The 13720-nt window shown below is 48.6% G+C and carries 11 protein-coding genes; 7 read left to right on the top strand and 4 right to left on the bottom strand.

The annotated features are described in order from the left end of the window. Positions 1-138 precede the first annotated feature (138 nt). The 5 genes from B0681_RS01570 to B0681_RS01550 all read left to right on the top strand — a co-directional run bounded on the left by B0681_RS01570 (position 139) and on the right by B0681_RS01550 (position 5056). Complete coding sequence (locus B0681_RS01570; protein ID WP_078316984.1) at positions 139-1560, top strand: coniferyl aldehyde dehydrogenase; 1422 nt, start codon at positions 139-141, stop codon at positions 1558-1560. A gap of 69 nt (positions 1561-1629) precedes the next feature. Beyond that, positions 1630-2268 (top strand): hypothetical protein, encoded by a 639-nt coding sequence (locus B0681_RS01565; RefSeq protein ID WP_228143823.1) that lies wholly within the window; start codon positions 1630-1632, stop codon positions 2266-2268. Between the two features lie 8 nt (positions 2269-2276). Beyond that, a complete protein-coding gene (locus tag B0681_RS01560; protein WP_078316983.1) occupies positions 2277-3482 on the top strand; it encodes an iron-containing alcohol dehydrogenase in 1206 nt (401 codons plus the stop codon). 185 nt (positions 3483-3667) lie between these two features. Beyond that, positions 3668-4474: a serine O-acetyltransferase gene (gene cysE / locus B0681_RS01555; protein WP_078316982.1), complete on the top strand. Its 807-nt coding sequence runs from the start codon at positions 3668-3670 to the stop codon at positions 4472-4474. A gap of 27 nt (positions 4475-4501) precedes the next feature. After that, positions 4502-5056, top strand: coding sequence for a DNA-3-methyladenine glycosylase I (locus B0681_RS01550; protein ID WP_078316981.1), 555 nt, complete (start codon positions 4502-4504; stop codon positions 5054-5056). Positions 5057-5209: 153 nt separating this feature from the next. On the opposite strand, the gene B0681_RS01545 is transcribed toward B0681_RS01550, so the two are convergent. The 4 genes from B0681_RS01545 to B0681_RS01530 form a co-directional block, all read right to left on the bottom strand. Next, positions 5210-6265 (bottom strand): mechanosensitive ion channel family protein, encoded by a 1056-nt coding sequence (locus B0681_RS01545; protein ID WP_078316980.1) that lies wholly within the window; start codon positions 6263-6265, stop codon positions 5210-5212. A 112-nt stretch (positions 6266-6377) separates the two neighbouring features. Further along, entirely contained in the window at positions 6378-7232 is an 855-nt protein-coding gene (locus B0681_RS01540; RefSeq protein ID WP_078316979.1) for an SDR family oxidoreductase, read from the bottom strand. Positions 7233-7458: 226 nt separating this feature from the next. Next, entirely contained in the window at positions 7459-8445 is a 987-nt protein-coding gene (gene sohB / locus B0681_RS01535; RefSeq protein WP_078316978.1) for a protease SohB, read from the bottom strand. Between the two features lie 148 nt (positions 8446-8593). Then, positions 8594-10456 carry a potassium/proton antiporter gene (locus B0681_RS01530; protein ID WP_078316977.1) on the bottom strand — a complete coding sequence of 621 codons (1863 nt, stop codon included), beginning with the start codon at positions 10454-10456 and terminating at the stop codon, positions 8594-8596. A 536-nt stretch (positions 10457-10992) separates the two neighbouring features. On the opposite strand from B0681_RS01530, the gene aspS reads away from it, so the two are divergent. Both aspS and B0681_RS01520 read left to right on the top strand, forming a co-directional pair. After that, positions 10993-12789 carry an aspartate--tRNA ligase gene (gene aspS / locus B0681_RS01525; RefSeq protein WP_211271484.1) on the top strand — a complete coding sequence of 599 codons (1797 nt, stop codon included), beginning with the start codon at positions 10993-10995 and terminating at the stop codon, positions 12787-12789. Between the two features lie 6 nt (positions 12790-12795). Continuing rightward, entirely contained in the window at positions 12796-13716 is a 921-nt protein-coding gene (locus B0681_RS01520) for a lysophospholipid acyltransferase family protein (protein WP_078316976.1), read from the top strand. The last annotated feature ends 4 nt before the right edge of the window (positions 13717-13720 follow it).

Genomic DNA, 13720 nt, shown 5'->3' with positions numbered 1-13720 from the left:
GGCAGCATGGCGAAGGCTTGACCCATAGGCTGCATCGCCCTGTGATGGGTAAATCCAGTCATTTAGCATCGGCGCACTTGCATCGCTGGGTTTTTTGGGGTTAAAATAGCCGAAACGGATTATTATTGAGGGATTGCCATGACCACCACGCCTGCCATGCTCGATGAGCTGCTGTTGCAGCAACAGCAGTATTTTGCCAAGCACCCAATCCCAAGTGCTGCCGAGCGTCGGCACAGTCTGGATCTGCTCAAATCCGCCCTGCTTAAGCATCAAGACGCCCTGATCCAAGCCATCAATCAAGATTATGGCAATCGCTCTTTGACCGAATCCAAAATCGGTGAACTACTCACCTGCATCGAACAAATCAAATACTACCAAAAACACCTGTCACGATGGATGCGCCCCAGTAAACGCCGTATCGGCATCCTGCATCAGCCTGCCAGCGGCTATGTCAGCTATGAACCCTATGGCGTCATCGGCATCATCACGCCTTGGAATTATCCACTGGTGCTGTCGATGGGTCCGCTGATCTGTGCTTTGGCAGCGGGCAATGTGGCGATGGTTAAGCTCTCTGGCGCATCGATGCATTTTGGCAAGGTGCTAAAGTCCGCCTTGTCTGAAGTATTCTTGCCATCCCAAGTCGCCGTCGTCTATGGCGATGACATCTCTGAGCATTTTGGTAAATTGCCCTTTGATAAGCTGATCTTCACAGGCTCATCAGTAGTTGGGCGCATCGTCATGCAACAAGCCGCTGCCAATCTCACCCCTGTGCTACTTGAGCTGGGCGGTAAATCCCCTGCCATCGTTCATGAGTCGATGCCAATGGCAGATGCCGCCGAGCGACTTGCCTTTGGTAAACTGTGGAATGCTGGTCAAACCTGCGTTGCGCCCGATCATCTGTATCTGCCCAGAGGCAAGCTTGATGAGTTCATCGACTGCTACCAAAAACAAGTCGCCAAGATGTACCCCACTCTTGCCAAAAATCCTGACTACACCAGCATCATCCACGCCCGTCAATATGATAAACTGCGGCAACTCTTAACCGATGCCGCTACTAAAGGTGCGACCATCATCCACATCAATCCTGCCAATGATAGCGATGAGATGCTCAAAGACATCCGCAAGATCCCGCCGACGATCGTGCATGGGGTGAGCGATGAGATGCTCATCATGCAACAAGAGATTTTCGGCCCGATTTTGCCGATCATCGAATACGACGATATCGACCAAGTCATCCATACCATCAATCAAGGCGATCGCCCGTTGGCGCTGTATTATTTTGACTATAACAAGCAGCGCGGTGACTACATTCGCCAATGGACACATTCAGGACACTTCGGGCAAAATGGCGTCGTCACTCATGTGGCACAGGATGATCTGCCCTTTGGCGGTGTCGGCGCGTCAGGCATGGGCAAATACCATGGGCCTGAGGGATTTTATAGCTTTAGCCATGCTCGCTCGGTGATGTACACACCCAAGATTTTTGGCTTAAGATTGATCCTACCGCCTTTTGCCAGTAAGTTTGTACTGACTTGGATTGAGCGGTTATTTTTAAGATAATATTATTAATTTATCATCTTAATTTTGGTTTATTCATTTTCCATCAATCAACAACGCACAAGGATCGTCATGTCAAATACCGCCCAAAATCTAGAGCTACCTGCCGCCATCCATCCGACGCCCAAGCCTGATTTGGCGTATAAGACTCAGTATCGCTATGTCAGCATGATGCTCAATGTCGTCGGTCGCAGCCTTGTGATGGCAAGCCATGTTGATCCAGTGATTCAAGAGGAGATCGGTGAGCTACCTGAGAATTTGATCATCATGATGAGCGTCTTTGGCACGCCACTGGGCTTTGGCATCCAAGTGCAGTCAGTGCTGATGGATGATGGCAGCCATGCCAAACGACTGGTGTGGCTAGGCAGTCTGGCAGATATGGATCAATCAGACAGTCACAAGGTGCTAAAGATTTATTTTAAACATTTAAGATTTGCTTATCAGATACTATCCTTTAAAGAAAGCACTGCCACAGGCTTTGCCAATAACCGCATGGTGGTCGATGGCGATGTGTCTTTGGCAGTGATCTTAGTGCGCTGCCTAAATCGCCTAGAGAGCGTGATTTTGCCAAAAATCTTAGCACGAAAAGCCATCAAAGCTTATCCTGATGCACTTGCTTTGCCCCAAAAGCTTGGCCATGCACTAAAAATCTACGGCAAACTATTGGCATCATATGTCTTTGGTCACTCAACCACCCCTCCATCTGCATAAGGAGCCATGTGATGCGCGATTATTTCGAATTTTATTGCCCTGTCAAGATCATCGCAGGTCAGCAGGCACTTGAGAATATCCCATTTGAGCTTACGCTTTTGGGCGTGCGCCGTGTGCTACTCATCACCGATGCAGGCGTGCGCCAAAATGGTCTTTTGACACCGATTTTGCAGGCATTTGTTGGGATGGATATTGAGATCAGCTGTATCATTGATGATGTACCCAGTGATTCAAGCTTACAAGTGGTCAAACAAGTCAGCCACGCGTATCGCACGCATGAGTGCCAAGCGATTTTGGCTGTCGGTGGTGGCTCGGTCATCGATACTGCCAAGACCGCCAATATCTTAGTCAGCCTCGGTGGTGATGATCTGATGGCGTATGCTGGTGCGCACAATCTGTCAAAACCACTCAATCCGCTGTTCGTGGTGCCAACCACCGCAGGCACTGGCTCAGAAGTCACCATGGTCGCGGTCATCAGCGATGATGCTACCCAACAAAAAATCGCATTCGCCTCTTATCATCTGCTGCCAAACATCGCCATCTTAGACCCACGCATGACCAAGACTCTGCCGCCACGCCTGACTGCGATGACAGCGATGGATGCTCTGACACATGCCATCGAAGCCTATACAGGACTTGCGCACAATCCGATGAGTGATGCTTATGCCATCAGCGCCATTGAACTTGTCGCCAAAAATCTACCCAAAGCACTCGATACACCCGATGACAGTGATGCTCGACTGGGCTTGGCTGTCGCTGCGACGATGGCAGGCATGGCGTTTTCAAATTCGATGGTGGGGCTCGTGCATGCGCTCGGCCATGGACTTGGCGCCATCGCCCATCTGCCGCATGGCGTGTGTATGAACATCTTTTTGCCTGTGGTGCTGTCGTATAATCAAGATCACGACGGTGAGCGACTTGGACGACTACTACTGCCTTTGGCTGGTGAATCAGTGTATCTACAGACCAAAGCCGATCAGCGCGCCGCTGTACTGATTCGTCACATTCGCACACTTCAGCAGTCGTTGCACGCGCGCACAGGTCTGCCTTATACACTTGAGCAGACCGGTCAGGTACAGATCTCGCAGTTTGATGCCATTGCCAAAAAAGCACTGAACGATGGCTCAATCATTTATAATCAAAAAGAAGCGACACTGGATGATTTGATCGAGTTATTACATCAAGCTTGGCATGGCGAATGGACGATCATCTGATTGATGACAAGTTGGTAAAGTTTATCGATCTGATGCATCTTGTGATTGAAGCTTGGGCGTATCTGGCGTACAATACGCCCTTTAGTCATTATTTTCACATCCATATCCCAAGAGTGACTTGATAATTAATGATCTCATCGCTACTATAGTTCACTATAGTTAATCAGATGAGTTAGGATAACGCCATGTCGATTTTTGCCAAATTGCGTCAGCTAAAAGATGCCATCGATGACGATGTACAAGCCGTACTGGAGCGAGACCCTGCTGCCCGAACCAAGGCCGAAGTACTATTGACCTACCCAGGCATCCATGCCCGTATCATGCACCGCGGTGCGCACTCATTGTGGCAGCGTGACCAAAAATTCTTGGCGCGTGCATTGTCGCATTTTAGCCGCTGCACGACAGGCATCGAGATTCACCCTGCCGCCAAGATCGGCAAGCGATTTTTTATTGATCATGGCATGGGCGTGGTAATCGGAGAGACTGCGGAGATCGGCGATGATGTCACCTTATATCATGGGGTCACACTGGGCGGTGTGTCATGGGAAAAAGGCGCAAAACGCCATCCAACACTGGGTAATAATGTCGTCGTCGGTGCAGGCGCGAAGATTTTGGGTGGCTTTAGCGTCGGTGATGATGCCAAAGTCGGCTCCAATGCCGTCGTGGTCAAGCCTGTGCCGGCAGGTGCAACGATGGTCGGTAATGCTGCTCGCATGATCGTCAAAGAAGAGCCAGCCAGCCCTACCGAGCACCAAGCGCAGTCTGAGCATCTGTTTAACGCCTATGGACTTAAGCCCAATGCCAAAGATCCTGTGGCATCAAGTATCGCTGCTCTGCTTGCCCACATCCAAGACCAAGACAAACAAATCTGCGAGCTGATGGATGCAGTCAAACGACTTGATCCAAATTTTAAGCCAAAATCGATCAAGTCATTATGTAAAGATGATCTGTCGGTGCTTAATGAGGATACTGTCAGTGACTTTGTCATATAAGTGGTCAAATAAGCAGGGACAAAACTGATGAAAAACCGCTGCACTTGGTGCTTATCCGACCCGATTTATATTGCGTATCATGATGATGAATGGGGTAGGCCTGTCTGTGACGATGACACCTTATTTGCCATGCTGTGCCTTGAAGCCATGCAGGCGGGCTTAAGCTGGATTACCATTTTAAAGCGTCGTGATGGGTATTATCGGGCGTTTGATGGCTTTGATGCCACCAAAATCGCCGCTTATGATGATGCTAAAGTTGACGAGTTGATGCTGGATACGGGCATCATTCGCCATCGCGCCAAGATTATAGCGATCATTGATAATGCCAAAGCATATCTGGCGATCAAACAGCAGCAAAGCTTTAGTGACTATCTGTGGGGCATCACTACACCTGATGGCAAGCCCATTGACAACCACCCTGCAGCACTCTCCGACATCCCTGCACAGACCGATGTGTCTGTACGCCTAGCTATACAGCTTAAAAAAGACGGCTTTAAATTCGTCGGCGCCACCACCTGCTACGCCTTTATGCAGGCGGTGGGGATGGTCAATGACCATGTGGCGGATTGTGAATTTCGCTAATGGTAGTGTCAGATGCCTTGGATTTGTTTATTCAAATTACTAAGCCATCGACGCCATCGACGCCATCAGCGCCATCAGCCAGTGATTAGCCATGCGCTTATTCTAAGCTTAAACTGATGGCGCGCGTTGATCCATCAGTTTAAGCTTTGTGACTCAGACATCGGCATCTTTTTTGGTGGTATCATTCGTGTGATGCTGAGCAAGCAGCTTTTCAAGCATCGATCGATCCAAGCCCTCGATTTGGATGGTGCGATTGGGAAATGGAATGCTGATACCTTCGGCATCAAAGGCGTATTTGACCTGTTCAAGCAGCTCTGCTTGCACGCCAAACCAATCATCATTATTCGCCCACACGCGCATGCTCAGATTCACCGAACTGTCCGCGAGCGCAGTCACAATGACCGTTGGCTCTGGCGCATCAAGCACATTGGGGTGCGCCTCGGCCAATGACAGCATGACAGAGCGCGCATGGCGAATGTCTGCATCATAGCCGATGCCGACATCGATGTCCACGCGACGCGTCGGCAGCGAAGAATAGTTGACACTGGCACTGGTCATGATGTCGCCATTTGGAATGATGATCTCGTGATTATTGGCGGTGCGGATGCGTGTATTGACCAAAGTGATATCAAGCACCGTACCAGTTTGGCCGCCGACTTCCACGACATCTCCGCGACCAAAAGGACGAAAAATCACGATCAGCACGCCTGCTGCCAAGTTGGACAGCTGATCTTTGAGCGAGACACCGATCGCCACGCCAGCTGCACCGAAGATCGCCACAAAGGAGTTGGTATTCACCCCAAGCTTATTGAGTGCTGCCAAAATCACAGCAACCAGCATCAAGCCATACAGCAAATTACCCAAAAAATTGGCAGTCGTATTATCCAAGCGACTTCTTGCCATCACATGTTTGGCGACAAGTACCACGCGTTTGCCAATCCATTTACCAACAAAGAAAATCAGCAGCGCCAGCACCAATCGACCCGACATATCAATCGCAAGCTGTGTCAAGGTATTAATATCAATCGGAATGCCCAAAAACTGCAGCGTGTCATTGGCGCCATGCTCCAAAGTATCCTTGGTCAATTTGGCAGCATCTGCAGCCACTTCTTTGGCGGTCTCAGCTGCTTGTCTGGCTTCTTCGGCAGCCTCGGTGACAACCTGCGCAGTCTGTGTTCGCTCTACGGTATCGGTGCTACTTTGTGTCATAGTTTACCCGTCATCCACTTTATTAAACTCTGCAATTTAAAATAAAATCATTGATAGCCAAAAAGCTCAAAAGGCTTGTAAATACAAGCCTTCATTGCCATCGTATGATCGCTTAGATGAATTTGGTGATCAGTTTGAGTGGCAGATATTTCATACCAAGACCGATCGGCAGCCACGGCCATGCTGGCACATAAGCCTCATCGACTTTGGCTTCGATGGCCTTGACGATCACATCCGCACCCTCATCTTCTTCAACCTCGAATGGCAGATATTTGGCGCCGATATTCAGATCAGTGCGCACATAACCCGGATAGATGGTTGAGACGGTGATGGGCAGTTTTTCTTTGATCATATCCGCCCGGATGCCTTCGGCCAGACGCGCCAAGCCAGCTTTGGCAGCTGCATAAGTGGTCAGATGACGCGGCAGACCACGCACCGCTGACATGCTAGAGATCACCACAAGCTGGCCGCTATTCTGGGCGCGAAAAATCTGCATCGCCGCTTCACATTGAGCGATGGCAGCGATAAAGTTGGTTTCGGCTGTGGCGCGATTGATGTTAAATCGACCATGGCCGATCACGCGACTGTCGCCGACGCCAGCATTGACGATGATTTTATCAATCTTACCGATTTTGGTGGCAAAGTCGTTAAACACCTCAAAAATCTGCTCATAGTCGGTGACATCCAAGCGCGCAGTATGCACCGTGATGCCATAATCGCCCTCAAGCTCAGCTTTGATGGCATCGAGTCGCTCCAAACGACGGGCGCAGATCGCCAAATCATAACCCAAAAAGGCAAATTTGCGCGCCATCATCGCTCCAAGACCAGAGCTGGCACCCGTGATCAGCACGGTTTTGCCAGCGCCTGTGCCACGGATGTCATTTAGGTCTTTAATTTTATTAAAGCGATTGGCGATCACACGGCCAAATTTATCCACCTTTAAAAATAATGCTTCGAGTTTTTTCATCAATGTATAACCAAAATAATCAAATTAAATCCAATCAGCTGCTTGCTTTGATTGAAAAGATGGCCTATTTTATCGCAACTGACAAAAAATTCCCAGTAAATTTCATGCCAAAATCTGACTGCTTAGGACATCTTAAGCCAGCTTATTAACCCATCTTAGCAATCTGGCTGCCAAACAACCCAGTCTGCCTGCAAAGATATGACCAAGCAGCTTACACGCGCATCACTTACACCCGAAACTTGGCAGCCAAATTCCCGACCCATGACATACTTTGATCGATGAGGCTGCTGACACTGCTGTCCAGCTGCTCGGCCAGACCCAGCTTTTCAGCAAAGTTTGGCTTGCTGCGCGAATTGAGCAAATACACCTGCTGATTTTCAAGTTTGGATAATAAATATGCATCCGAGGTGCCGATCTGGTCGATGAGATTTAAGCGCTTGGCATCTTCACCAAACCAAATCTCACCTGTCGCGATCTGATCGACATCCAAGCTTGGGCGATGGCGCGCCACAAAACCCTTAAACAGCTCATGAATACGCTCGATATCAGCTTGATACTTGGCACGATCTTCATCGGTATTTTCACCAAAGACAGTGACGGTGCGCTTATGCTCGCCTGCGGTAAACTGCTCAAAATGCACATCGTGTTTTTTTAAAAACTCATGAAAATTTGGCAGCTGACTGACCACACCGACTGAGCCCAAGACCGCAAAGTCACTAGCGATGATCTGATCGGCCGTACACGCCATCATATAGCCACCGCTGGCGGCGATTTTATCAACACAAATGGTCAGCTTTAGATTGGCCGACTTAATGCGCTCAAGCTGTGCTGCAGCCAGACCATAGGCATGCACCTGACCGCCGCCGCTCTCTAGACGCAGCACCACTTCATCACCTGCTTTGGCGACGCTGATGATGGCACTGATCTCTTCGCGCAGATGCTGCACTGCACTGGCGCGAATATCACCATCAAAATCCAGCACATACACCGACTGACCATCAGCCTGCTGATCCGCTGATGCCTCACTGCCTTGATGCTTGGCAGCTTTATTTTGCCGCGATGATTTGAGCAGCTCACACAGCTTATTCATCAGCTGATGTGGCGCGTCGTCGCGATCGGATTGGATGGCCTCGATGCGCTTTTTGGTGTTTTTTTGGACTTTATTAAGATGAATGATACGCAGTTCGACCGGTTTTTTTGGGGTATGTAACATGATATTCCTATATGACTAATGATGTATCCATTGACTTGGTGACGCCAAGCCAAGCATGTGGCAGATATTGGGTAGATCTTGGCAAATTTAAATCGCAAACCATCAAAAATTACAAAAACGCCACAAAGCATTATCCAAGCGCTGGGATCTAACGCGAGGATTCAGCTTTGGTTTTATTTTTCAGACCCACACCGCGCAGACGCCCTCTGTGATCGACATCACGGACGATCAGCGACCAAGTGTCATTTAAATGCACCTCATCGCCCTTGACTGGCTCGGTCTTAAAATGCTGCATCATATACTCTTCGACAGTTTGGTTTTTGGCTTGTGTCAAGGCATCGATGAGCTTATCATCAATCCCAGCTAGGCTGCCCGCCGCTGGTGGCACTGTAAAGACATCAAAGGCATTGGCCACAGGCTTTGGCAAGCGACTGTTATTGGCCAAAGATCGTGTGGCCAGATTATAAAATGGCAAATCTGCGATACGCGCATGCGGTGACAACAACCAATCGCCATAAAATTCGCTGTTTTTTTGGTATTGCGTGGCGGAATTGTTAAAGATTTTGGCGACACTTTTGGCATCATCACCACGCATCGCATACCAAACCACATCGCCCATTTTTAAGATGGTGTCTTCGGTGACTTTGACCAATTTATTATGCCGTACCAGCGCAAACAGTGATACTTGGTCGGTGTTAAATTTGCTGGAAATGGCCTGTGGGTGGCGACCAATGGCAAAGGCGCCTTGCTTGACTTCAAATTCATACAAAGTAATGTTGGCTTGATCACCCACCCAAATCTCATGCTCGGCTTTGGGTTCATCATTGGTCGGTACCCACACCCGAAACAGTCGCGACATCATCGGAATGCTCGCGCCTTGAACCAAGAGCGAGAAGATCACCACCCCAAAGGTAATATTAAACGCCAAGTCCGCCCCTGGCACTTGCATGGTCACAGGAATGATGGCAAGGGTAATCGGCACTGCACCGCGCAGCCCCACCCATGAGATAAAGCCAATCTCACGAAAGCCGAATCGAAACGGCAACAGCGAAGTCGTGACAGCGATTGGACGCGCAACAAACAACAAAAACAAGAAGATAAACAAAGAATAATGCAGCACCTGCAAAATGCTCGATGGCTGTACAAGCAAACCCAGCACCACGAACAGCACCGCTTGGGCAAGCCATGCAAAGCTGTCCATCACGCGCAGTACATGTTCGGTGGCGCGCACTTTGGTGTTACCAATGATCACACCTGCCAAATACACCGCCAAAAAGCCAGAGCCACCCATCAAATTGGTAAAGCCAAAGACGATCATTCCAGCTGACATGATTAAAATTGCATACATGCCATCAGCCAGATGCACTTTTGGCAATAGCTTAGACAGCGCCCAACCAGCCAACAAACCCAGCACCAAACCGATGCCAATTTGACTGACAAGCATCATCAAAATATCGCCAACACTTTGGCCAGCAGGATCAAGATTCAGCGCGATCATCGCTGTGACTAACAAGATCGCCAATGGATCGTTGGCGCCTGATTCGATCTCAAGCGTCGCCTGTACACGGTCATTGAGCTTGACGCCGCCATTACGCAGCAGACTAAAAACAGCCGCAGCATCGGTTGAGCCGACGATCGCTGCCATCAACACGCCCAATCGCCAATCCACATCCAATAGCCAAGTCGCAAACACACCAAGCGCCATCACAGTGGCCAGCACGCCCCAGCTTGCCAAGGTCACCGCAGGCTTTAGCCCGACACGAAAGGACTGCAGCGATGTACGCAGACCACCATCAAGCAAAATACAAGCCAGCGCCGCCTGACCGATGAAGTTCGCCAAATTATATTCAGCAAACTCAATACCCAACACCCCTTCTTCGCCAGCGAGCATCCCCACCGCCAAGAAAAATAACAAAAGCGGCACACCAAGACGCGCCGATAAGGTACTGGTCATGATGCTGGCAAAAATCAGCATCGATGCGACCACATATAAGATGTTTAAGGTATCCATAACTCAATCCCAGTTTTGGCTAATAAAGCCATCAAGCACCACAAATTCACTACCGCCAAAGACTGACCAAAACAGCAGTCCAACATTCAGCCCATCAAGTTCATAAATCATTGTTATTTCAAGGGGCAAACTGCATCAATCCTATCATAACTGCCATCAATATACCACCCAAAACCCCCAAAAAAATCCGCCAATTTTTCATATTTTGCCATTCATCCACCAAAAACCCCGATCTTGTCTGTTTTAGACGGATACAGATGGCCTGAGCGTGACGGATGACAGCTGCATAAAAGCCTGAGTTTTATTGGAATTTTTATTAACAGCCGATTGAAAGCAGCAAGCAATTTCATGGTCAACAATCGCAGCCAAAGAGGAATGTAAAAAAGCGTAAATTTTATTATCTCAATACTTGCACGATTGCCAATTACAAGGCATAATGTAGCGTTTTAAAGACAAACCTAACTTTCGGTGCGCCGCTGTCAAATTTGTGGCTGCACTCGATGATTATTAAGTAAAATTGATTAAGGCAAATTTTTATGATGCGTAGCACTTATTGCGGTCAAGTGACCGAAGAGCTGATTGATCAAACCATCACCATCGCAGGCTGGGTACATCGTCGTCGTGACCACGGTGGCGTGATTTTCCTAGATATGCGAGACCGTGAGGGTTTATTGCAAGTGGTCATCGACCCTGATACCCCTGAGGCTTTTGCTACTGCTGATGCTGCGCGTTCAGAATATTTGCTAAAAATCACTGGCCGCGTGCGCCGCCGCTATGCAGGCACCGAGAACCCAAATATGGTGAGCGGTCAAGTTGAGCTATTGGGCAAAGAGATTGAGCTACTTGCCAAGGCTGACACCCCGCCATTCCCACTAAATGATGACAACATCACTGTCTCAGAAGAGCTGCGCTTAAAATATCGCTTCCTTGATATGCGTCGCCCTGAGATGCAAGAGCGTATGAAATTCCGTGCCAAAGCCACGTCGACCATCCGTCGCTATCTAGATGATCATGGCTTCTTGGATGTTGAGACGCCTGTACTGACTCGTGCCACCCCTGAAGGTGCTCGTGACTATCTTGTACCATCTCGCACTCGCCAAGGTAACTTCTTTGCCCTACCACAATCACCACAGCTATTTAAGCAGCTATTGATGGTGGCAGGTTTTGATCGCTATTATCAAATCGCTAAGTGCTTCCGTGATGAAGATTTGCGTGCTGACCGTCAGCCTGAATTTACTCAAGTGGATATTGAAACTTCATTCCTATCAGATGAAGAAATCATGGATATCGCCGAAGGCTTGACCAAAGATTTGTTCAAAACGATGCTTAATGTCGAATTTGACAAATTCCCACGCATGACTTATGCCACTGCAATGCGTGATTATGCATCAGATAAGCCTGATTTGCGTATTCCTTTGAAGCTCGTTGATGTTGCTGATATCATGCAGGGTGTTGAATTTAAAGTATTCTCAGGCCCTGCCCAAGATCCAAAAGGTCGCGTGGCTGCTCTTCGTGTGCCAAACGGTGCTGAGATGAGCCGTAAACAAATCGATGAGTACACCAAATTTGTCGGCATCTATGGCGCCAAAGGCTTGGCATATATCAAAGTCAATGATGCCACCAAAATCAACAACGGCGTAGATCAAGAATCTGGCCTACAATCACCGATCATCAAAAACATGACTGATGATGTATTGGTTGAGCTGATTAAGCGTACCGAAGCACAAACTGGTGATATCATCTTCTTTGGTGCTGATAAGGCCAAGGTCGTTAATGATGCAATGGGCGCGCTGCGTGTCAAAATCGGTACTGATTTGAATATGTTTACCTGCGAATGGGCGCCGCTATGGGTGGTTGATTTCCCAATGTTCGAAGAGACTGACGATGGCAAATGGACGTCAGTTCACCATCCATTTACCCGTCCAAAAGGCTCTGTCGAAGAGCTAAAAAACAGCCCAGAGACCGCTCTGTCTATCGCCTATGACATGGTACTAAACGGCACTGAAATCGGTGGCGGTTCACTGCGTATCAATACCGTTGAGATGCAAGAAGCTGTCTTTGATGCACTAGGCATCTCAAAAGAAGAAGCTGAGCTGAAATTTAAGTTCCTGATGGATGCACTACGCTTTGGTGCACCGCCACATGGTGGCTTGGCATTTGGTTTGGATCGCTTGATCATGCTGATGGTGGGCGCAAGCTCAATCCGTGATGTGATTGCTTTCCCGAAAACCAAAACTGCTGACTGCCCATTGACCGAAGCACCTGCTGCTGTCGATAACAAACAGTTGCGCGAGCTTGGCATTCGTGTCCGTGAAAAAGAAAAGGCAGAATAAGCTCCGATGTCGTTAGGCCTCTTAAAATACATGCCGCTGTCAGTCCTTCATGGATTGGCAGCTGTTTGTGCTTATGTGGCGCACAGCTTTAATTTAAGCATCTATCGCAGTATCAACGCCAATCTGATTTTGGTATATCCTAATATGCCAGATGAAGATCGTACGATATTGGCCAAAAAAATCCTAAAAAACCAACTTTCCAGTGCTATTGATAGCTTTAAAAGCTGGGCGATGCCGCCTGAGTGGTCGGTCAATCAAATCACCAAAGTGCATCATCAGCACATCCTTGAACAAGGTCTAGCCAATCCAAACGGCATGCTCGCCATCGTCCCTCATATTGGCACTTGGGAGATGATGAATGCATGGCTAAATACCTTTGGATCACCGACCATCATGTATAAGCCAATCAAAAATCCCAGCGTCGATGCCTTTGTGCTGGCAGGTCGTGAACGATTGAATGCCACATTGGTGCCAACCGATGCCACAGGCGTCAAGGCAATTTTTAAGACGCTGAAAGATGGTGGCTTTAGTATCATTTTGCCCGATCATGTACCCGACCCTTCAGGCGGCGTGGTGGTGCCGTTTTTTGGAATTGAGACCATGACCAGCACCCTTACCCCCAAGCTTGCTGCCAAGACCAATTGCGCTTTGGTGGGATTAAGCTGCGTCAAACGCGCTGATGCCGATGGCTTTGAGGTTTTTTGTTATGCGCTTGATGATGAGCGCCTGTACCATAAAGACATTCACATCAGTACCACGGCCTTGAACCGCGCGATGCAGCAGATGATCGATGTACATTTTGAGCATTATATGTGGGGATATCGCCGCTTTAAGAACACACCACTGGTGGATAACCCTTATCTATTGCCACACGATGAGCTTAAACAGATCGCCATCAAATTACATCAGGCCACCCAAACATCCTAAGGAT

The sequence above is a fragment of the Moraxella porci DSM 25326 genome, from assembly GCF_002014855.1.
Lineage (GTDB): Bacteria > Pseudomonadota > Gammaproteobacteria > Pseudomonadales > Moraxellaceae > Moraxella > Moraxella porci.
This window is presented reverse-complemented; position numbering and strand designations above follow the sequence as displayed.